At 33.2% G+C, this 20,747-nt stretch carries 21 protein-coding genes; 5 read left to right on the forward strand and 16 right to left on the reverse strand.

The genetic code is table 11. The features are described 5' to 3' along the window. Positions 1-455: 455 nt before the first annotated feature. Positions 456-1,205 carry a carbonic anhydrase family protein gene (locus tag FA045_RS12465; protein ID WP_136877417.1) on the reverse strand — a complete coding sequence of 250 codons (750 nt, stop codon included), beginning with the start codon at positions 1,203-1,205 and terminating at the stop codon, positions 456-458. Between the two features lie 574 nt (positions 1,206-1,779). On the opposite strand from FA045_RS12465, the gene FA045_RS12470 reads away from it, so the two are divergent. From FA045_RS12470 to FA045_RS12480, 4 genes are all read left to right on the forward strand, one after another. Next, positions 1,780-2,127, forward strand: a complete 348-nt coding sequence (locus FA045_RS12470) for a GNAT family N-acetyltransferase (RefSeq protein WP_136877418.1) — start codon at positions 1,780-1,782, stop codon at positions 2,125-2,127. Between the two features lie 197 nt (positions 2,128-2,324). Further along, positions 2,325-2,435 (forward strand): helix-turn-helix domain-containing protein, encoded by a 111-nt coding sequence (locus FA045_RS19200; protein WP_136877419.1) that lies wholly within the window; start codon positions 2,325-2,327, stop codon positions 2,433-2,435. Further along, entirely contained in the window at positions 2,419-2,661 is a 243-nt protein-coding gene (locus FA045_RS18895) for a hypothetical protein (protein ID WP_169305058.1), read from the forward strand. Before FA045_RS19200 ends, FA045_RS18895 begins: the two co-directional genes overlap by 17 nt. A gap of 408 nt (positions 2,662-3,069) precedes the next feature. Continuing rightward, positions 3,070-4,380, forward strand: a complete 1,311-nt coding sequence (locus FA045_RS12480) for a sensor histidine kinase (protein ID WP_136877420.1) — start codon at positions 3,070-3,072, stop codon at positions 4,378-4,380. Between the two features lie 154 nt (positions 4,381-4,534). On the opposite strand, the gene FA045_RS12485 is transcribed toward FA045_RS12480, so the two are convergent. The 14 genes from FA045_RS12485 to FA045_RS12550 form a co-directional block, all read right to left on the reverse strand. Next, positions 4,535-4,831, reverse strand: a complete 297-nt coding sequence (locus FA045_RS12485; RefSeq protein WP_136877421.1) for a DUF3817 domain-containing protein — start codon at positions 4,829-4,831, stop codon at positions 4,535-4,537. A 77-nt stretch (positions 4,832-4,908) separates the two neighbouring features. Further along, positions 4,909-5,436: a Fe-S protein assembly co-chaperone HscB gene (gene hscB / locus FA045_RS12490; protein ID WP_136877422.1), complete on the reverse strand. Its 528-nt coding sequence runs from the start codon at positions 5,434-5,436 to the stop codon at positions 4,909-4,911. Between the two features lie 37 nt (positions 5,437-5,473). After that, positions 5,474-6,856: an RIP metalloprotease RseP gene (gene rseP, locus FA045_RS12495; RefSeq protein WP_136877423.1), complete on the reverse strand. Its 1,383-nt coding sequence runs from the start codon at positions 6,854-6,856 to the stop codon at positions 5,474-5,476. Between the two features lie 19 nt (positions 6,857-6,875). Further along, on the reverse strand, positions 6,876-8,042 hold the full coding sequence (locus FA045_RS12500) for a 1-deoxy-D-xylulose-5-phosphate reductoisomerase (RefSeq protein WP_136877424.1): 1,167 nt from the start codon (positions 8,040-8,042) through the stop codon (positions 6,876-6,878). A gap of 84 nt (positions 8,043-8,126) precedes the next feature. Then, a complete protein-coding gene (locus tag FA045_RS12505; protein WP_136877425.1) occupies positions 8,127-9,626 on the reverse strand; it encodes a GH3 auxin-responsive promoter family protein in 1,500 nt (499 codons plus the stop codon). Between the two features lie 13 nt (positions 9,627-9,639). Further along, positions 9,640-10,254 (reverse strand): zeta toxin family protein, encoded by a 615-nt coding sequence (locus FA045_RS12510; RefSeq protein ID WP_136877426.1) that lies wholly within the window; start codon positions 10,252-10,254, stop codon positions 9,640-9,642. After that, positions 10,255-10,488 (reverse strand): hypothetical protein, encoded by a 234-nt coding sequence (locus FA045_RS12515; RefSeq protein ID WP_136877427.1) that lies wholly within the window; start codon positions 10,486-10,488, stop codon positions 10,255-10,257. A 5-nt stretch (positions 10,489-10,493) separates the two neighbouring features. Continuing rightward, a complete protein-coding gene (locus tag FA045_RS12520; RefSeq protein ID WP_136877428.1) occupies positions 10,494-11,372 on the reverse strand; it encodes a hypothetical protein in 879 nt (292 codons plus the stop codon). Next, complete coding sequence (locus tag FA045_RS12525; RefSeq protein WP_136877429.1) at positions 11,369-12,337, reverse strand: glycosyltransferase; 969 nt, start codon at positions 12,335-12,337, stop codon at positions 11,369-11,371. Before FA045_RS12525 ends, FA045_RS12520 begins: the two co-directional genes overlap by 4 nt. A 68-nt stretch (positions 12,338-12,405) precedes the next feature. Beyond that, positions 12,406-13,356 carry a glycosyltransferase family 2 protein gene (locus FA045_RS12530; protein ID WP_136877430.1) on the reverse strand — a complete coding sequence of 317 codons (951 nt, stop codon included), beginning with the start codon at positions 13,354-13,356 and terminating at the stop codon, positions 12,406-12,408. Between the two features lie 118 nt (positions 13,357-13,474). Continuing rightward, positions 13,475-14,062, reverse strand: a complete 588-nt coding sequence (locus FA045_RS12535) for a DUF4199 domain-containing protein (RefSeq protein WP_136877431.1) — start codon at positions 14,060-14,062, stop codon at positions 13,475-13,477. Positions 14,063-14,081: 19 nt separating this feature from the next. Further along, on the reverse strand, positions 14,082-14,756 hold the full coding sequence (locus FA045_RS12540) for a hypothetical protein (RefSeq protein WP_136877432.1): 675 nt from the start codon (positions 14,754-14,756) through the stop codon (positions 14,082-14,084). Continuing rightward, entirely contained in the window at positions 14,746-16,011 is a 1,266-nt protein-coding gene (locus FA045_RS12545; protein ID WP_136877433.1) for a dihydroorotase, read from the reverse strand. Before FA045_RS12545 ends, FA045_RS12540 begins: the two co-directional genes overlap by 11 nt. Then, a complete protein-coding gene (locus FA045_RS12550) occupies positions 16,008-18,050 on the reverse strand; it encodes a BatA domain-containing protein (protein ID WP_136877434.1) in 2,043 nt (680 codons plus the stop codon). The genes FA045_RS12545 and FA045_RS12550 overlap by 4 nt, the downstream gene beginning before the upstream one ends. A 300-nt stretch (positions 18,051-18,350) precedes the next feature. Between FA045_RS12550 and FA045_RS12555 the strand changes: the two genes are divergently transcribed. After that, complete coding sequence (locus FA045_RS12555) at positions 18,351-19,118, forward strand: murein L,D-transpeptidase catalytic domain family protein (RefSeq protein WP_136877435.1); 768 nt, start codon at positions 18,351-18,353, stop codon at positions 19,116-19,118. 74 nt (positions 19,119-19,192) lie between these two features. Here FA045_RS12555 and FA045_RS12560 read toward each other — a convergent pair whose 3' ends face one another. Continuing rightward, on the reverse strand, positions 19,193-20,728 hold the full coding sequence (locus tag FA045_RS12560; RefSeq protein ID WP_136877436.1) for a L,D-transpeptidase scaffold domain-containing protein: 1,536 nt from the start codon (positions 20,726-20,728) through the stop codon (positions 19,193-19,195). Between the last annotated feature and the right edge of the window lie 19 nt (positions 20,729-20,747).

Genomic DNA, 20,747 nt, shown 5'->3' on the forward strand with positions numbered 1-20,747 from the left:
AAATACTTGCTGGCTATTCAAGCAAAAGATCAATGCGATGTTAAATAAGAGTAATAGCGTGCAAAAGAACTGGCAAGTCCTAATTTTGCTAGCTAATAAGTAGAAGAAAATATGAAAATGCAGCCAAGATCGAAACTTAATGTTTCTTGGTTCAAAAGTTATTAAATGATTAATGACTATTTAAGCAAATATTGAACTGAATCATGCTACCTGATATATAGTCACGCTAGTTCAACCATATTTAATCTGTGCAAAACAAGTGCTCCCCAGAATACAAAAAAAGATCAGGTAAAACCAACTAACAGAGATGAACTCCGGCAAAGGCTAAATCAGATAACTAATGAAACGCTTTTCTTTGATCCCATACATTAAATAATCGGTCGAAAAATATAAAAATCATTAAAAGAAGAGGCTGTATCATAAAAATGATACAGCCTCATAAAATGAGAGTAAAACTATTCCACAAATTCAAGCTTACCCGTTCTCAAGGTATAAAAAACTCCTACTATTTTTATTTCACCCTTGTTTTCCATATCCTTTAGTATTTCACTTTTGGCCCTTATCTGAGATATTGCATATCTAATATTATTCTGTGCGACCACTTTTACGAAAGCTTCATTTTTAGAGGATTTTTCTCCCTCAAACCCCTGGCTCATTGCAACCGCAGGTTGTATGTTCGATAGCATAGCCGTAATATTACCTAAATCCACTCCATCTATTGCTCCCTTAACTGCACCACAGTGTTGATGTCCCATCACAACAATAAGTTTTGCCCCAGCCACCTTACAAGCAAATTCCATGCTCCCTAATAAATCTGTATTTACAAAGTTACCAGCAACCCTTCCAACAAATACATCTCCCATACCTTGGTCGAAAACATCTTCAACCGGCACTCTACTATCCAAACAACTTAAAACCATAGCCTTTGGATACTGTCCATCTGTTACAGTTTTCCTGATTTCTTCGGTGTGCTCGCGTTGGGTTACAGTCCCTGTATTAAAGCGTTGGTTACCCTCCTTAAACTCCTGTAAAACTTTCTCTGGAGACAATGAATTCTGTTCAGCTTTTGTCATGAGGTGTCTACGTCTGTATTCTGCCCTTGAAGGTTCTACAATTCCATTAACATTTTTAGTTGAGGAATTGCATGAAATAAGTAATTGGAGAATAATGATTACATTAAATATGTTCAATAATTTTTTTGTCATGGCATTTTACTTTTTCGGTCATACAATTTTGCAGAATTCAACCCATATATTTTCATTTATAATTTTAATCGAAATCATAAAATAAGTTTATGTTTTCAAGATATACTAACGTAAAAAAATCACCACTAATAATAAAATTACTTCACTATATCAACAACTCATCCTCATTGTCCAACCGTTCATGTCTTCTCGGCTGTTTTATCTTATAGGGTGAATTTTAAGTCTGCACCTTTTGTTATGTGATTATCTTTAAAATGAGGTTACGTGAGATTTGAACGGATTCAAATGATTATGATTGTTGCTCTTCAAATAAAAAATAGCCACTTAAAATGCGTTGATAGCTAAGATTTGGGTTATGGCAAAATTTTGACAGAATTATAGCATCTAATTTGCAGACCGAAGCTATCAGTTTGTTTCATGGTCATGCAATAACAAAAATATTCGGTTTTAATAACGGACAGATACTGTTTTGTTTTCGTTGATAAGCCAAAAGAATTTATAACTATTGCGACGACCCTTTTGAAGAATATCGAAAGCTCATAATCATATATATGTAAATGAAAATTAAAGTAAAATGATTTTATATCGACAGGCAATAAACGAAGACTTCGACTTCACATTTATACTAAAAAGAAGTACAAGTAAAAAACTTGTAGAAAAAATTTGGGGTTGGGATGAAGATGTACAACTCAAATATCATAAAAATCAATTTAACCCCAATGAAATTAAAATCATAATTTATGGTGAAAATGAGGTGGGCGATATATCAACTTTTATTACAGAAAATATTTTGCTTATAGAAAATATCCTGATAGATCCAGATTCTCAGGGAAGAAATATTGGAACTAGAGTGCTTCTTGATACCATTGAAACGGCATCTGAATATAATAGAATTATTGAGTTACAAGTTTTGAAAAATTAATATCCGGGCTATAAAACTCTATTAATTTTTAAATTTTCAAACCTTTGAAGAGACAGAACTACATTATAAAATGAGATATCAAAAAAATTGAGTCCTTCATCAATTTTGTTAAAATTAGTTCCGACGAAGTATCTGCAAGTAAAACCGAAATTCTTAAAGCTGCAAAACGTTAGGCAACATTTATAAAAACAAATCGAATGTCAAAACTGAAAAAAAACAGAGAAAAACTTAACTTGACGCAGGAAGAGCTTTCTCATCAATCAAAGATTTCTATAAGGACCATTCAACGTATTGAATCGGGAAAATGAACCAAAAGGACAAACACTTAAATTATTAGCGAAGACTTTAGGAATCAAAGAAAATGAATTGCTTGAAGAAGTGGAAACCAATAGTGAAAATAACTTCGCCATAATAAAGATTATCAACCTCTCTTCATTGCCTTTTACCATATGCCCACTTGCAAATATTATTGTTCCTCTTGTCATAATTTTTGCCAAAAAGCAATTCAACCTGCACCTGATTTCAAAATTATAAAGCCACACATACACGATCGTGGCTGAAATATCTTTAGGAAATATTCCACCATTTAGGATTTCTGAATTGAAAGTCTTTGTTTGACACCTCACGGATGGTCATTTAGATCCAAAACCAAATTATTGACATATGCCAACAATTTGGTTCAATTTTAATCCGCCCAAGGTGAAAGAAAAGAATTTAGAGATTAAAATTTGATCAGTAATCAATAATTCTTTTGTTCTTTAGATCATCAACAATGGGCGCTAATATGCTTAGAAATGATATAAGGTGTTCAAAGTAGTCCCCCTGCTGCGTACTGCAAAAAGCCTCAGAGAAATCTGAGGCTTTTTTGTTAGGTAAAATTTTAAAAAGAATAGCAAATTATTTATTAAGTATTGCTACCTTCAAACGTCTCTATTTATAAACATGTCTAAAAGTCTCCCTAATAAATTAACTGATTTAAAATTAACATCTTGGGCCGATTTAGTAGGTAGCAAAGAAAATTTTTCATTAGAAAGCCGAATTTTTCATTCCATTTCTATCGGATTATTAATTTTAAATCTACTCTATATTCCTTACAACTTTTTTATCGGACTTCACATCGGAGCCTTATCGGGTTTCATCTTTTTCCTGGTTTTCTTTTACCAGTATTACAATTCTAGAATTAACCATAAACCGCATAGCAACCTATTATTTGGCAGTTTAGGAATTGTAATTTTAGGTGCAAATTATTTTACCAACTCTGGCATTGTTGGTTCTACAGATATTATTTGGCCTGCTTACCTATTATTGGTTTTTGCCATATCCCCTTATAAACAGCATATTATTTGGCTTATTGTTTACCTTATTTGCTTTGCTGCTATACATGTGGTAGAATATTTACATCCAGAATTCATTAGCTATCCAATTACACCTGGTAAAAGTCAATTTATTGATCGCGTTACTGCTTTTCCCATACCAATTATTGCGATTTTTTTAGTGATTAAATTTATGAGGCGAAGCTATGATAAAGAAAAAAATGACACCTTAGCAAAAACAATTGCTGTTGAAAAAAGTAATATCGAAAAAGATAAATTGATGTCTATCATTTCGCATGATTTAAAATCGCCTTTGGTAAGCATACAGAATTATTTAACCTTACTTAATGAGAATGAAATAGCTGCCAGCGATAGACCTGCCATAGAAAAGGATTTGCTTAAATCTACCAGTAATGCCATGGAAATGCTTTCTAACTTATTATTGTGGTCTAAATCTCAAATGGACGGCCCGAAAGTTCAACTTATAGAAATAGACTTGATTAAGGTCTTAAAAAATACTTTAGAAATGGAAAAAATTCTTGCTTCTAAAAAGAACATTACCTTAAACTATCAAATTCCATCGCCAATTATTGTTATTGCAGACATAGATATGCTACAGTTAGTGGTACGAAACCTAGTAAGTAACGCCATTAAGTTTACTCATTTTAATGGGTTAATTAACATTACAGCAAAAGCTGAAGGAAAATATTGCAAGTTAACCGTAGAAGATAATGGTGCTGGGATAAAAGAAGAAGAGCAAGATCAAATATTTTCTGTTAGTACAAAACCTGCTTATGGTACAGACAACGAAAAAGGTGTTGGTTTAGGATTGGTATTGTGTAAAGAATTTATTGAAAGACAAGATGGAAGTATTTACTTTACCAGCACTGTAAATGAAGGTTCTAGTTTTATGGTTTTAATACCTACAAAGGTGGATTAGCAGAAGTTAGTCCAACAATGCTTTTGCTACAAAGCACAAGTTTTTATTAAATAAACCTACTTGCAGCGGCATCCTTTTACTTGCGTAGCTTGTAAAAGATATAGCTAAAAGGAGGACTGTCTTTAATTTTTGCAATGTAACTGCTTTACAATTATTAAGCTTTTATAGGGCGTTCGTCTTTTAACCTTTTATCTACAATAAATGGGGCGAAGGGCAGTAAAGAAGCTACAAAAATTAAAACTACTTTACCAAATTTCCACTTTTGTTCTTGCCAAGCCATTAATAAACATGCGCCATACATTACGAAAAGTAATCCATGTGCCCAGCCAGTATATTTTACAGCCAAGGGCATATCTGCCCAATATTTTAAGGGCATAGCTATAAAAAGCAATAAAATATAAGAAATTCCTTCGGCTACGGCTACTTTTCTGAAAATATTTAATGATGACATGGCATTTTACTTTATGCAAAAGTAACTAAGCAAGCTCGATTTAATATGGCTGGTTTGCTTTTTTACATTATGCTGTATTAAGCATTGATACGAGCTAAACTTTGTTTGATGCGATACAAATATTTATTGCGGTAATAAACATCCTTAATTGCTTTTAAAAGAGTAATTTGAGCATCTTGATTTGCCGTATCGAAAGCTACGGTAAGTTCAGTTAATTCTTTATTTAGAGATTGCTCAAATAGCTCTACCTGTACCCTAACGCCTTCTAGTTTGATTGCATTAGGCTCAAATTCTAAATCCATCAAGGTTTCATTCACATCCATCATTTCCATTAAAAAATCTTGCGGTAGAGCGTAATTTTCGCCTTCTACCAATTGATTTTCTAACTCTAAAACGTAGTGTAATCGTTTTTGTGGATCTTTTAAAACTTGAAAAGCTTTGTTGTTAAGCGTAGAAAGTTCTAAAACCTCTTGCTGCTTTTCTTCACTTTCGTTGATATAAAAATCTGGATGAAACTTTTTACTTAGCGCATAAAATTGCTGCTTCACAACTGCTTGATCGGGATTAAAACTAATTGGCAAATTGTAAAGCTCGAAGTAATTCATTTAAGATTAAATAAGTCCCTTTAGGGGATTAAGGGGTTTATTTCCCAAACAATTTTAAAATATCATTACCAAAGGCGAAAACCATTAAACTCAATAAAATTACGAAACCTACAATTTGAGCACGTTCCATAAATTTATCACCAAGTGGCTTACCTTTTATCATTTCGATAATTAAAAACACCACATGACCGCCATCTAAAGCCGGAATTGGTAGCAAATTCATAAATGCTAAAGCCATAGAAATTAAAGCGGTTAAACGCCAGAAATTTTCCCACTCGAACTCAGAACCATAAATTTGTGCAATACCGATTGGACTGCTAATGTTACGAGCGCTTACCTTACCCGTAATCATTTTCCAAATTCCTTTTCCGTTATCTATAAAAGTGGTTATTGCTTTATTATTACCGACAGAAAAAGATTCTAAGAAACCATAATCTACGTGTTTTTGTGGTAACTCTTTCATTCCAAATAGAACTCCTATTGTTCCATTGGCAGAAACTTTTGGTTTTAAATCGATAATTTTTCCATCTCGCCAAACCGTTAAGGTTATCACTTTCCCTTTTGAATTTTCTGCGATATTGTTAATTTCATCTCTAAAACGAATTTTGTTTCCATTAACAGCCAATACACTATCGCCAACTTTAACCCCAGCATCAAAAGCCGGAGCAATAGTTTTTGCTGGTTTAGCACCAAAAAGTTTTTTAATGAGTGATACCTTTTCTGGTGTATGATCTACAACAGCTACAATTTTTTTAACTTCATACCTTGGCGCAACAAATTCTCTAATTCCATATTCGCTAATGCTATCTAAAACTGTTTCTGGCACTCTTAAATCAACTGCTTGTCCGTTTCTAGAAACTGTTAATTTTGGGTTGCCCAGCAAAACCTTAGAGCTAATCAGCTCTTCGAAGCGAATAACTTTACTGCCGTTTAAAGCTAAAATCTTATCACCTGTTTTAATGCCAATTTGTTTTCCAATGATACCAGGGTCAACGCCATTTACCAACTGATCATTTGGTGTAAAATCTTCGCCATATTTAAAGGTAATCATCCAAAAAATGAAAATACCAACTATAATATTTACGATAATACCACCCAACATTACAATTAAACGTTGCCAAGCTGGTTTAGAGCGAAATTCCCAAGGTTGTGCTGGTAAAGCTAATTGTTCGGTATCCATAGATTCGTCTATCATTCCCGAAATTTTAACATAGCCACCTAAAGGTAACCATCCAACTCCATATTCAGTATCGCCAATTTTGAAGCTGAAAAGTTTAAATCCCCAAGCATCAAAAAAAAGATAAAATTTTTCAACTTTTATTCCGAAGGCACGTGCCGCTAAAAAATGTCCTAATTCGTGTAGTATTACTAATATCGATAATCCCAGCAAAAGCTGGCCCGCCATAATCAGTCCGTCCATATATTTTTTTAGTATTGTTTTATTTTAGATTTGTTAAACTTTGTTTTGTTACGAGTTCGCCGGCAAATATACGTGTCTGTTTGTCGGTTTCTAAATAATTTTGAAGTGTTGGTTGCGCTATAAAATTAATTTCTAGCATACAAGCCTCAATTACATCACTCATTTCTAAAAAACCAATTTGATCTTTTAAGAATGCATCGACAACAATTTCATTGGCTGCATTAATGATACAAGGCATATTTCCTCCCTTTTTCATCGCGGTAAAAGCAATTTCTAGGTTGCGGAAACTTTTGGTATCAGCTTGCGAAAAAGTAAATTCTGGATAGTTTAAAAAATTAAAACGCTCAAAATTACTTTGCACCCTTTGCGGATAGGCTAAAGCGTAGTGTATGGGTAATTTCATATCGGGCAAACCCAATTGGGCCTTTATAGAGCCATCAGTAAATTGCACCATAGAATGGATAATAGACTGAGGATGAACCACTACTTCAATTTGATCTGCTTGCAAATCGAATAACCATTTTGCTTCAATCGCTTCTAAACCTTTGTTCATCAGCGAAGCTGAATCTATAGTTATTTTTGCACCCATTACCCAATTTGGATGTTTTAAAGCTTGTGATTTGGTAACCAGTGATAAGAAATCGAGATTTTTACCTCTAAACGGACCACCAGATGCGGTTAAAAATATTTTTTCTATCGGATTTTGCTCCTCGCCTACCAAACATTGAAAAATTGCTGAATGCTCTGAATCAACAGGAATAATTTTTACGCCATGTTGTTTTGCCAATTGCATTACCAGCTCACCTGCAACAACTAAGGTTTCTTTATTGGCAAGGCCGATGTCTTTTTTTGCTTCTATAGCTGCAATTGTGGGCTTTAAACCTACTGAACCCATTATTGCGGTTAAAACAAATTGAGTTTGCGGCAATTGTACCGCAGCAATTAAGGCATCTTCGCCACAAAGTACGTTAACATTTGGCAAGGCTTTTTTAACTGTGGAGTAATGATCTTGGCAGGTAATTACTACCATTTCTGGTTTAAATTCTAGTGCCTGCTCAATTAGTAAATCAGCATTATTTTGCGCAGTAAGTACATTTACTTTGTATAAATTTGGGTTGGCCCGAATTACTTCTAATGCCTGTGTACCTATTGAGCCTGTGCTACCTAATATGGATATGTTTTTCAAACTTGTTTATTTTTTTGAGATTTGTCATGCTGAGCGTAGTCGAAGTATCTCAATGTGAGATTCCTCGTTCCTCGGAATGACAAATTATCTAGTATATTTCTCCAAAACCTCTGCTAACTTTCTATCATTGCTTAACCTTGGCACTTTATTTTGTCCGCCGAGTTTTCCTTCTGCTCTCATGTAATTTACAAATGCATCCTTTTTTAATGACCTAATCATTAACTTTTGTAAAATTTTTCCTTCAATGAGGTCAAAATAGTAAATGTTTTTCTTTTGTAAAGCTAAATCTACTTTTTCGCTAAAGGTTTTTAAGTCTTTTGGTTCGTTTGCAAACTCTACAAACCACTCGTGGTAAGGTAATTCGCCATCTGGCGGATTAACTTGCGGTGCTACAGTAAATTCAGTAATTTCTATGCCTTCGGTATTAGCAACCGATAAAATAGCCTGTTCAACTTCCTCTCCTATTACATGTTCGCCAAAGGCGGATATAAAATGTTTGATCCTTCCTGTAACCAAAATCTTATAAGGATTTTTTGACACAAATTTAACCGTATCGCCTATGCTATAACCCCATAAACCTGCACTAGTATTTAAAATTAATGCATAATTTTTATCCAGCTCAACCTCAGCTAAACTTAAACGTGTTGGTATTTCATTATAGTATTCATCTGCTGGAATAAACTCGTAAAAAATTCCGGCTTTTGCCAATAACAATAAACTTTTATCGCTCTGCGAATCTTGATAAGCAATAAAACCTTCGGATGCTGGATAAGTTTCTATGGCATCAATTTTTTTTCCAATGCTTGCCTCAATTTTAGCACGATAAGGTTCGTAATTTACTCCACCATAAACAAAAAGACTAAAGTTTTTAAATATATCTTTGATCTTTTTGCCGTTAGCTTTTTCACTTAACCTATCGAAATACATTTGCACCCATGGTGGTATACCCGAGATTAATGTCATGTCTTCATTTAAAGTTTCGCCAACAATGGCTTCAACTTTTTCTTCCCAATCTTCAATACAATTGGTTTGATAAGATGGCAATCTGTTTTTTTGCAAATACGCAGGCACCAAATGAGCTACAATACCAGATAAGCGGCCAACGTTTATTCCGTTCTTTTTAGTTAAAATCGGGCTACCCTGTAAAAAAATCATCTTGCCATTTACAAAATCGGCTTTGCCCGTTTCATGGATATAAGTTAATAATGCGTTACGAGCAGCTTTAATATGCTCCGGCATCGATTCTTTAGAAATTGGAATGTATTTTACGCCTGAGGTAGTACCTGATGTTTTGGCAAAATATGCGGGTTTTCCTTTCCATAACACATCGCTTTCGCCAGCTACAACACGATCTATGTAAGGTCTTAAATCTTCATAATCTCTAACGGGTACATTAGCTTTAAAATCCTGATAAGATTGAATGGACTGAAACTGATGATCTTTACCGAATGCTGTTTGTGAAGCAGTTTTAACAAGATATTGTAGCGTTTCTTCTTGTGCTTTTAATGCATTTTTTTTCCATTTATTGATACCTTTAACTACAAAGGCAGCAAATGGTTTACTTAGTGCTGCTTTTAATCCCATAAACCCCAAAACCCTAAAGAGGCTTCTCCTTTCTAAAATCTATATTGTTTACAATTACGTCAAATGCTTCTTTAGAAATTTTATCTCTGCTAAAGGCATATTGTGCAAAATACTGTAAAAAGCTATAATCATTCTTTTTATAAGAAATTACTTCTAAACCATACAAAGTCAATACATTTTCATTTTGATTTTTGTTACCAGTATAAATAAAATCTACTCTATCGAAATGGTAATGATAGGAGGAAATATTTTTAAAATTTTCTGTAAAATTCAGTTCTACATTACCTTTGGAAATTTCTAATCCACTTTGTTCCAAATATCTTAATGCAACTCTATTTAATGATTGCTGAGGACTATTTAAAAATAAAAAAATTAAATTTAGTTTATAATTTGCTTTTTTTGCTTCATCGATTAATGCCGTAAAAGAAGAATTATTAAATACGGTTTCAAATACGATATTCCTTCTTAATTTAATTGCATTTGAATATACTTCCCTTGTTCTTTCTTTGTAAACATCAGTCATGATAATTTCAAAGTCAGAAAAATCGTTCAATCTACTTCTTATAAAACTAGATTTACCTGCTGCATTTGGCCCAGTTACTACAAATAATTCTGGTTGAATAATCATTTAATCAATTAGTTTCTCAAAAATATCAACAATCCTAACTGGACGATTCTCTTCATCATATTCCACTTCAAATATTACTAAATAAACTTCACCATTTGGCAACTCTTTTCTCCAATATTTTTCATCACCTTTTTCTTGGTAATAAAAAGGATTACCTAATTCGAATGCTTTTTGTCTTCCTAAATCAGCAAAATTATTCAAATTACTTAATAACTTCTCAATTGAAACTGCCATAGGGTTTAAACCAAATTATGTATAATATCAGGATGTTCATCTCCTTTGTATTCGCTCATTATTTTTCTATAAGCCACAGCAAAAAAAGCCGTAGTAAATGGTACAATTACAAACGAACTAAACACAACAACAATTAAAGATACATATTGATTGATATCATAATCGAAAAAGTAATTTACCAAACGAAAACCTGTTAAAACAACAATGTAGAAAAACCCAAAAACAATTGCTTGTACCAAAACCAAACCCGCCAAAATAAATAATAGTTTAATAAAATTTCCTTTAGTAGTTGCTAAGCTTAGCTTAATAGATTCGAATGGCGTACTATGTTTATCAATGATAAAAAATGGAAAAAATACAATCCTGATGAAGGTAAAAAAGATACTTAGCATAGCTATTGCTACTGCGATGTTAACAATAATTTGCCCTGCGAACGTAAAATTATCAATCAAACCCTGATTTACTGCAAATTTTAAAATCAAATCTAAAATATATAATATAGGCATCAGCAAAATCACCACAAAAAATATACTGATACCGAAATATACGGTTCCAACTAAAAATCTCCCTATTTCAATTCGTGTTGGCAAAGTATCAATAATCTTAATATCATTTTCATTTTCGTGATCTAGTAGCCTGAATATATATTTGATCATACATAATTCTACCACACAATAACTCATTACAAAAATTAAAAGCATAATTATCCTGATTCCTACATTTAAATCGCCCATAAAAAAGGCCATAAAAGTAGAGGTTGATGCCGTTATGAAAATCAAAAAGCATAGGGTTGCAATAGAGAAATAATTATCTCGAGTTACCCTCCATGCTTGCATAATAACATCTTTAACTGCGAAAGTACTTTCTTTTAAATAATCGATCATGATTGATTAAATATAACTCTTTTGAAAAAATCTTGTATAAAACCTAAACCGTAGGCGAAAAGTTGTATAAATGATGCAATAACGCTCAAAATTGCAATTTTTATTGATTTATTGACTTGCCAAGCGTGAAAAAATATCAACACAAAAAATAGCAAGAAAAAGAAATTACAAACGTATCCCAATGGGAGATAAAATACATTAGATAACAATAATATCCCTAAACCAACCACAAATACTGCCGGAAAAAAATGCACTGCTTTTAGTTCTTTTGGAAAGTGTTTGTAAATATTAATTCTAGCCCTGCCAAAAAAGTGCAACTGTTTGTAAAATTGAGCAAAACTTGTTCGTCTTTTATGGTAAACTTTAGCCTCAGGAATTAGTCCAATTTTAAATCCATTTTCATGAATACGGATACTGTACTCAATATCTTCTCCTAGTCTGGTAAGGATAAAACCACCAACTTTCTCATAAACCTCTCTAGAAACACCCATATTAAAACTACGTGGATGAAATTGTCCGATGTGTTTTTTATTTCCTCTAATACCACCTGTTGTAAATGGAGATGTCATGGCGTAACTAATTGCTTTTTGCACTGAAGTAAAGGTAGTATGTGCAGCATCTGGTCCGCCAAAGGCATCTAATTGATGCTCAAAGAGATAATTCTTTACAATTTCGAGGTAATCTTCCGGAATGAGGCAATCAGAATCGAAAATTATAAAGTAATCGCCTTTTGCTCTTTCGAAACCAAAATTTCGGGCAAAACCCTGACCAGCATTGGGTTTTACAAAATATTTAACATCCAGCTCATCTGCATAATTAGCTACAATATTCTTTGCATCATTTACAGAACCATCTTCAATTACCAAAACCTCAAACTGCATGTAAGTTTGCTTAGTTAAGGATAGTAAAAGCTCATCAATTTCTTGAGGGCGATTGTAAAGTGGTATGATGATGGAGAAAAACATGTCTTGAGGCTGAAAGCCGAAAGACTAAAGACCAAAGCGCTTTATGCTTTTAGCTTTAGTCTTTTAGCTTAAATAATTTCTTTTTCTATTAAATACTGATTTCTTTCTGGTGCATTGCGACCAACCAATTCGGCTATAAAACCTGCTAAAAACATTTGTGAACCTACAATTATGGCAACTAATGCTAAGTAAAACAAGGGTTGGTCTGTGGCGTTTCGGTAAGAATGGTTATTGTAGATTAAAATTTGCTTTTCTACCATAATGTAAATTGCCATAATGATCCCCAAAACAAAACTTAACACGCCTAATGAACCAAAAAAATGCATTGGGCGTTTGCCAAATTTACCAACAAAAAAGATAGATAGTAAATCTAAAAAACCATTGATGAATCTACTCATCCCAAATTTTGTAGTCCCGTATTTTCTAGCTCTATGTTCTACAACTTGCTCGCCAATTTTGCTAAAACCAGCCCATTTTGCAATTACCGGAATGTAGCGGTGCATTTCGCCATAAACTTCTATGGTTTTTACTACGTCACCTCGGTAAGCTTTTAAACCACAGTTAAAATCATTTAATTCGATGCCACTCATTTTGCGTGTTGCCGCATTAAACAATTTGGTAGGGATAGTTTTTGTAATCGGATCGTAACGTTTCTTTTTCCAGCCAGAAATGATATCGTATCCTTCCTCTTTAATTCTGCGGTATAATTCTGGTATTTCATCCGGACTATCCTGTAAATCGGCATCCATGGTAATTACAACATCGCCCTGCGTTACTTCGAAAGCAACGTTTAATGCGGCAGATTTGCCATAATTTCTTCTGAACTTTACTGCTTTTATAGTAGCATAAGTTTCCTTTAGCTGTGTAATTACTTGCCAAGATTTATCTGTACTGCCATCGTCTACCAATACAATTTCGTACGAAAAATTATTTTCGACCATTACTTTATCAACCCAAGCAACTAACTCAGGCAACGATTCATCTTCATTATATAGTGGTACTACAACTGATATATCCATTTTTTCGGTTTAAACCTCGTAGGTTTTAAAAACCTACGAGGTTTGTATAAAACAAAACGTGCAAATTTCATCAAATATTTTGATAAAACTTGCACGTTATGAATTTATGTTTCTTTATTTATTGCACTTCTACTTGTTCATCATTAAGTGGTGTAAATGGATTTGAATTCGATTTTTTAAAAATCAAAGCAAATATTAAGGCACCAACAAAGTACATTATTGCTGCTACTCCAAAACCTGTAACAGCTTGACTAAAAGTAGGTGAAAACTGTTTATCTAAACTTTCCTCAACAATCTCCATAGCTTTAGCACTCGTTTCTTCGTCCATACCCATATTTCTGTAAGTTTCTTCCGTTTTGGCTAATGAAAGTTCTTTCATCTTTACTGGATAACTTGGATCTATAAACTTGCCAAACAAAACAGTAAATACAAACACAATAGCCATTGAGGTTAAAAACATAGCAAAAATTGGCCATAATGCCTCTCCAAAACTCCAGTACCCACCTGCTTTTTTTCTTAAATCGATGCAGAAAAAAACCGCTAAAGTAATTCCGATTACAATAGTTATACCTGCATAAATGTATGAACTCATTAAGCTTGGCATAATATACCAGGTAACTAAAAAGATTACAATATTAATTGCACCCCAAATTGCACCGTTTTTTAAAGCTTCTGCTTTAAGGTTAAAGTTTGTAGTAGTTTCCATTTCTATTTAGTTTTTAGGTTTATCTATTTTTATTAAAAGTAGTAATTAAAGTATATACTGAAACATCAAAGCTTTTGTTATTACTAAAATTAATTAAATCTTGTTGTACAGCTTCACTGGTATTAGGTTGCAAAAAGAAAGTCATAAATGGCACAAAAAGCTCTTCCATTTCTTCGCTAAGCTCTAACAAATCGGCATTGCTACAAATATCTTCTACGCTACTTTCGGCTAACTGTTGGTTGCTAATTAAATCTTCATAAATATGAAATTCATCTTGAAACTCATCTTCTTCTACCAATAAAAACTCTTTCAAGAAATCTTCTAAACCTGGCTTAATTTCTTCATCGTGGCATTCGTTAATATACAATAACAAATTCAACAATTCTGTTCCACGATCTATGGTATCTTCCTCAATCTGTTCCCATTCTCTCGATTCCAAGTAATCTTCCTCTAATTTATTAACATCACTTGTAAAAAAGTTAATCATCAATAAATCAAAGAAAACTTCTCTCAATTCATCAAATTTTGGATGCTCGTCAAAAACCTCGTCAAACTCGGCTACCTTTTCTAAAAAGTTCATGTCTTTACTAAAAACATCAACTAATCGTTCTTCAATTGCTAAAGATTCTATTTGGTTAGCGGCCGCAAATTGATCTAAAGATGCGATTAAAGCCTGTTCTACACTACTGTTCATATTTTTGATATTGATTGTTGTTGTAAACTAAATTAACTTTTCCTTTTAGCTTTTTACCTAATAAAGGTGAATTGGCTGATTTAGAAAAGTTATTCGTTGAATTGTATTCCCATTCTTGTGAGGCATTATAAATTATAAAATTTGCCTTCTCCCCAACATTTATCGATGGGATTGATAAGTTTAATATCTTTCTAGGATTAATTGACAATTTTTCAGCAATTAAAGTAGCATCTAGTCCAGCTTTTATTAATATTGGTAAAACTGTTTGCAACGCGATAATTCCATAAGCAGCAATCTCAAATTCTACATCTTTAAACTCAATTTCGTGCGGACGATGTTGTGATGAGATCGCATCAATGGTTCCATCTTTTAAACCATTAATCAGCGCTTTTTGATCGGCTTTGCCACGCAACGGCGGTTTTACTTTATAATTGCTATCGAAACCATTTAATAATTCTTCTGTAAATATCAATTGATGAGCAGCAACATCGCAAGTGATTTGAACGCCGTCCTTTTTTGCTTTTTTAATTAAAGCCACTGCACCAGCTGTAGAAACATTACTGATGTGAATGGGTGCATTGTGATAGGTAGCCAAAAAAATATCTCTTGAAATTTGCATTTCTTCGGCCAATGCCGGCACACCTTTCATCCCTAATAAAACGCTATTTGCGCTTTCATTAACTTGTGCTTTACCAGCAATAGATTTATTTTCGGGACAAAGCATTAACAAACCACCAAAACCTAAGCAATATTGCAAGGCTCTACTCACAAAACCATCATCTGCAATGGCTTTACTACCTTCAGAAAAAGCAACGGCGCCAGCATTTTTCATGTCAAAAAGCTCGGCCAATTCTTTGCCTTCTAAGTTATTGCTAATTGCTCCTATCGGATAAACATCAACCAAATTTCCTTTAGCTCGGTTAAGGATATACTCCACCTCTCCCTTAGATTGTACAACTGGCTTAGTGGTTGGTAATACAGCCAATCCTGTAAAGCCACCCGCTTTTGCTACGGCTGTTGCTGTTTGTATATCTTCTTTTGTCTCTAAACCCGGATCGCCAACCATGCAATTTAAATCGAAAAATCCAGGCGAAAGAACTGCACCATCTGCTTCAAAAACAGCTTCGTTTTTTAGGGGTGATAAAGATTTTGATATGGCTGCAATTTTTCCATTTTCAATTCTTACATCAGTTATTTGTTGATTAAATTGGCTGTTAGGATCTGCAATTGTAATTCCCTTTACTAAGAGGTTCATGAATTTTTATAAGTTTGAGTATGATAAAATCGGATTAATAATATTTCAATTGCTATAAAAACTAATGACAAAATTAGACAAAGTTTCCATAACTCGGTTCCATTATTTTTTGTTGTAATTGAGGTAGATAAATTATCACTTTTAGGATCTAAAAATGTAACTTGTTTTTGCGCAAAAAGTTTTTCTAATTGCTTTTGATCATCAAAATGCATATCAGATTCTGCTCTATTATTGTTAAATGCCATCACTGATAAAGTTGAATCACTTTTTTTTACATCATAAAAACCAGCTCTTTTAACTTGATCTGCAGTATACAAGAGTGTTTTACCATTAGTTTGGCGAATTTCGGGAATAATCTCAAAATCATCAGCAACCAATTTTATAGATTGATTTGCTCCGATAGTTGTTTTCTCTAATTCTACATCCTGATCTTGTGTGGTAAGGTAATAAATGGGCTGCGCTCTAACACTAGCAAAAGCGATTTTGTAAAGCAACGGCACAAATATAGCGTGTTTAGCAAAATTGCTATCTTCTGCTGCCAAACCAGTTGCCGATAAAAAAATCTCACCTTTCTCATTTGTAAATTTCGAAAAGAAAAGCTTGTTGGCAGGTAAGACCAATAAGTTTTCTTTGTTGCTTCTACTACGTTCAGCGTAGCTGAAATAACGATTAACTTGAGGTAAATCTAAATTTTGCGGCAAAGTTTCAAACACATCCTTAAATAATGGGTTTTTAAGTTCAATAGCATTAACTTTTAAGGGTGTATTATTTAATTCAGCAACTGCTGGAAGATTTAAAGCTGTTAAAAATGAGCTATAAAGCTGTAGATTAGCATTTAAATCTGGAAAGATAATCAGTGACCCGCCATTTGCAACATAGGTTTTGAGTTCTTGTGCCAATCCGCTAGATGGGCTATTTAACTCATTTAACACCACTAAACTATAATCTTGTAAAGCAGAATAATTAATATTTGCTTCGGGCATCTCTGTTAAATTAAAGTAGGGATCAGCCCCGAATAAAGCCCTAATATATTTTCCGCTTTGCGAACCATTAATTGCTAATACTTTTTGTTCTTTACTAACTTTAAAGCTAAAATTTAATTGATCATCGAAAGTTAAAGGAAAATCTTTAATACCGATTACTCCTTTTTGCCAGCCTAAAGCTAACCCGCTATACGAAAGTGTATCTAATGCTTTTTGGCCAGCAGCTATATTAAAACTACTAACTGCTTTTTGCTGATTATTAATATCAAGTTTAACGGAGATATTTTTTGCATCCTCGTTTCCATAATTTTTAAGTTGTACTACCAATTTTTCTGTTGTATTAGCTTGGTGTACAGGCGAAAGCAACCAAACACTATCTACAGCCACATTTGGCAAATCATTACCTGCCAATTTAACCAACGAAATATTTGTATTGGGGTCTGTTTTAATCAAATCCTGCCCTGCAAAACCTTTTTGATAATCTGATATCACATAAACAAAGCGATTAGCTGTTCCTTTAAAAATAGCTTGTTGCCTATCCAATACTTGATTCAGTTTTCTACTAGCGGATGAAATTTTAACTTCATCAACTGCCAAAATAAATTCATCTGCATTTAGCAAGCGCTGATGTTTTCCTTCAAAATCGTTAGTTAATATTTGAAACCTGTCATTAATCTCAAATACCTTTGCTATTTCTTTTGCCTTTCTTTTGGCTTCATCTAACAAACTTCCTTCTTTATTTACAGCGTCCATACTGTAAGAATTATCGATATAGATACTTACAACATTTCCTTTACTTGTATCAATTTTCTGCTGATTTGGGATGTAGGGTTTTGCAAAAGCCAACACTAAAAATAGGATTGCTAAAATTCTGCTCAGTAGAATAAGTAAATTTTTGAGTCGCTCTTGTGATGATGTTTGCTCTTTAATCTCCTTTAAAAAAGCAACATTGCTGAAATAAACCTTCTTAAATTTCCGGAAATTGAATAAATGGATGATTATCGGTATGGCAACCGTAAAAAGTGCAAAAAGAAAGCCCGGATACAGGAAATTCATTAAAAACCAAAGATAGAAAAATTATACAGTTTATCGAATTGGTAAACGAAAACTTACGACTTGTAACCTTATTGAGCGGAAAAAAATAATTAATAACGAAAAAAATCATCAATATATTAAAACACTAAAATAATTTAAAACACTAATTTACAGCGTTTTATATAAGTCACTATAAAGTAATTAAAAATTAAACATTTAATTAAAAGTTAATATTTGCTTATATTTGGATATACAAATAAAAATAGAGCCTATAAAACAAACTCATACTAAAGATTATTGTGAACGAGATACCGAAAAACTATGAGAAAATACATTTTAGGAATAACTGGATTATTATCCATCGCTTTCTGTTTAACCATTACCAGTTTCAAATCAACAGAAAAAACACCAGCTGCACCCCCTATCGTTAGTACCGACAGTTTATATACAAATTACATTAGTAGTTTATATAGTGCTGCGCATTTGCAAGAGGCTGGTTTAAACTTTTCTGTTTTCGAAAAAGCGGTTACAGGGTTTTATAACTTAAAAAAAGCTGGTCAACTTTCTGATAAGTCTATTTTATCTATTGCAGATTTTGATCAATCTAGCAAGAAAAAAAGATTGTACATTATAGATTTAGCAAAGCGAGAAATGCTTTTGAACACCTGGGTTGCCCATGGTCAGAACAGTGGATTTGATGACGCGATAAAGTTTTCTAACAAAAACGATTCGTTTACTAGTAGCTTAGGTTTTTACGTAACTGGCGAGGTTTACAGAGGTATACATGGCCGTTCGCTTAAGCTTGATGGAATGGATCAAGGTTTTAATGACAATGCCAGAAGCCGTTCAATTGTAGTGCATGGAGCTTCTTATGTTAGCGAAGGAACCATTAACGCTTTAGGTAGATTAGGCAGAAGCCAAGGTTGCCCAGCTGTAGCACCTGAAGTTGCAGATCAAGTAATAAACACCATTGGTGATAAAACCGTACTATTTATCAATAAAAGCGTAAATGAATATTCATCAAAGTATTTAGACCATGCTTTTGCAGCTAATTTTGCCGCAGATCCTACCACTCATTTGATGGATTAGTACAACGATATTATAAATTACAAATAGGCACATAGAAAATTCTCTATGTGCCTATTTAGTTAAGAAGGATTTAATTATGCTAATCTTTGTAAGTGGGTATATAGCACAATATCCAATCCGTAAATATCTTTTCTGTATTGAAGGTTTCCGCTAGCATCTGCCCAACAGGTAAAATAAGCTAAATAAACAGGAATTTGTTTAGGCAAACCAATATCAGTTGCTACCGGATCTGTACTTACCATACCCGTTTTAATTTTATCATATTTAGCTCCTTTGCCAAATAAGGCTTCAGCAAGTTCAAGCGGTTTTTCTACTCGCACGCAACCGTGACTAACAGCTCTCATTTCTTTGTTAAAAGCAGCCTTAGCAGGAGTATCGTGCAAATAAACACTGCTTTCATTCTGAAAAAGAAATTTTATTTTACCCAATGAATTATCATCTCCCGGACGTTGCTTAAACGCATATTTTTTGCCTGCATCTGCTGCCGACCAATCTATTGTTTCTGGATCTTCAATTAGCTGTCCGTTTTCAAAAACATCGATGTTATGATTTGCTAAATAATAAGGATCTTTTGCCGCGTCTTTAGTAATTTCGTTAGTAGCAATACTTTCTGGTATATTCCACACCGGATTAACCTGAACACTGTGAATAAGACTTTTTAATTGTGGTGTTTCTCTATTAAATGGCCTATCTTTTTTTAGATCATTTTCATCGTATTCTACTAAGTTATCTTTACTGCCCAACTCTCTACCTTCGCCTACACAAACTTTCATATTTAATACAGATTTCCCTCCATCCATTACATCTAATTTAAAATCTGGAATATTAACCCAAACATATTTATCTTCTGTTGGCAGGTTTTTCCATCTTAAACGTTCTAAATTAACTTTTAAAACTCTTTCGGTTTCTTCTAAATTACTTCCCGGCAGGATAGCTTTATTTGCTAAAGCTTTTTGCAAAGCGATGTACTGATTTTCTTTAGGTTGAATGCTATCTAAAAACTCAACAACATCATTAGTTTGAAAAACTTGCAAAAAGCTATTACTATCGGGCCTTTTAGTTGCAGTATAGTATTGCGCATAAATTTTCCTCGGACTAATTATACCGAATTGCAAGGCATTGCTATAATTAGTTAAAGAGTTTGCCGCAGAAAGCTCTAAATCAATTAAAACTTGATAAGCTTCATCGAGTGTTTTGATTTCTTTTTTATTGTAGGTTTTTTCAATAAGTTCATTTAGCTCATTGGTTTTAAATATAACTGGATCTAAACCGTGATTTGATGCACTATTCAATACAGCAACTGCATCTTTTAATTTATCTTTTTGCAAATTTTTCATCAGCAAAACTGGTTCAAAATCATTTGCCTCGTAAAAAGCTTTTAAAAACTTAGGGTTGCGGTATTTACTTTGCTGTTTGGCAAAGGTTTCTTTAAACTTCGAGATAAAAGTTTCTGTTTCTATGTCTTTAAAGATCTTATTTCTTGTTTCTTTAAAAACAACTGCACCAATATCTGAGTGGCTTTTTTTGCAAGATTGGAAAATGATTAAAAATGCCGCTACAAGAAAAAGAAACTTGAAAGCTTTAAATTTAGAGTTGGATGTGAATTTCATATAGACTAAAATAAAATTT

The organism is Pedobacter cryotolerans (assembly GCF_005116475.1).
GTDB classification, from domain to species: Bacteria; Bacteroidota; Bacteroidia; order Sphingobacteriales; family Sphingobacteriaceae; genus Pedobacter; species Pedobacter cryotolerans.

Coding starts and splice junctions, on each gene's coding strand:
- FA045_RS12465 (WP_136877417.1), bottom strand. CDS start 1,205: ATGACAAAAAAATTATTGAACATATTTAATGTAATCATTATTCTCCAA.
- FA045_RS12470 (WP_136877418.1), top strand. CDS start 1,780: ATGATTTTATATCGACAGGCAATAAACGAAGACTTCGACTTCACATTT.
- FA045_RS19200 (WP_136877419.1), top strand. CDS start 2,325: ATGTCAAAACTGAAAAAAAACAGAGAAAAACTTAACTTGACGCAGGAA.
- FA045_RS12480 (WP_136877420.1), top strand. CDS start 3,070: ATGTCTAAAAGTCTCCCTAATAAATTAACTGATTTAAAATTAACATCT.
- FA045_RS12485 (WP_136877421.1), bottom strand. CDS start 4,831: ATGTCATCATTAAATATTTTCAGAAAAGTAGCCGTAGCCGAAGGAATT.
- hscB (WP_136877422.1), bottom strand. CDS start 5,436: ATGAATTACTTCGAGCTTTACAATTTGCCAATTAGTTTTAATCCCGAT.
- rseP (WP_136877423.1), bottom strand. CDS start 6,856: ATGGACGGACTGATTATGGCGGGCCAGCTTTTGCTGGGATTATCGATA.
- FA045_RS12505 (WP_136877425.1), bottom strand. CDS start 9,626: ATGGGATTAAAAGCAGCACTAAGTAAACCATTTGCTGCCTTTGTAGTT.
- FA045_RS12510 (WP_136877426.1), bottom strand. CDS start 10,254: ATGATTATTCAACCAGAATTATTTGTAGTAACTGGGCCAAATGCAGCA.
- FA045_RS12515 (WP_136877427.1), bottom strand. CDS start 10,488: ATGGCAGTTTCAATTGAGAAGTTATTAAGTAATTTGAATAATTTTGCT.
- FA045_RS12520 (WP_136877428.1), bottom strand. CDS start 11,372: ATGATCGATTATTTAAAAGAAAGTACTTTCGCAGTTAAAGATGTTATT.
- FA045_RS12525 (WP_136877429.1), bottom strand. CDS start 12,337: ATGTTTTTCTCCATCATCATACCACTTTACAATCGCCCTCAAGAAATT.
- FA045_RS12530 (WP_136877430.1), bottom strand. CDS start 13,356: ATGGATATATCAGTTGTAGTACCACTATATAATGAAGATGAATCGTTG.
- FA045_RS12535 (WP_136877431.1), bottom strand. CDS start 14,062: ATGGAAACTACTACAAACTTTAACCTTAAAGCAGAAGCTTTAAAAAAC.
- FA045_RS12540 (WP_136877432.1), bottom strand. CDS start 14,756: ATGAACAGTAGTGTAGAACAGGCTTTAATCGCATCTTTAGATCAATTT.
- FA045_RS12545 (WP_136877433.1), bottom strand. CDS start 16,011: ATGAACCTCTTAGTAAAGGGAATTACAATTGCAGATCCTAACAGCCAA.
- FA045_RS12550 (WP_136877434.1), bottom strand. CDS start 18,050: ATGAATTTCCTGTATCCGGGCTTTCTTTTTGCACTTTTTACGGTTGCC.
- FA045_RS12555 (WP_136877435.1), top strand. CDS start 18,351: ATGAGAAAATACATTTTAGGAATAACTGGATTATTATCCATCGCTTTC.
- FA045_RS12560 (WP_136877436.1), bottom strand. CDS start 20,728: ATGAAATTCACATCCAACTCTAAATTTAAAGCTTTCAAGTTTCTTTTT.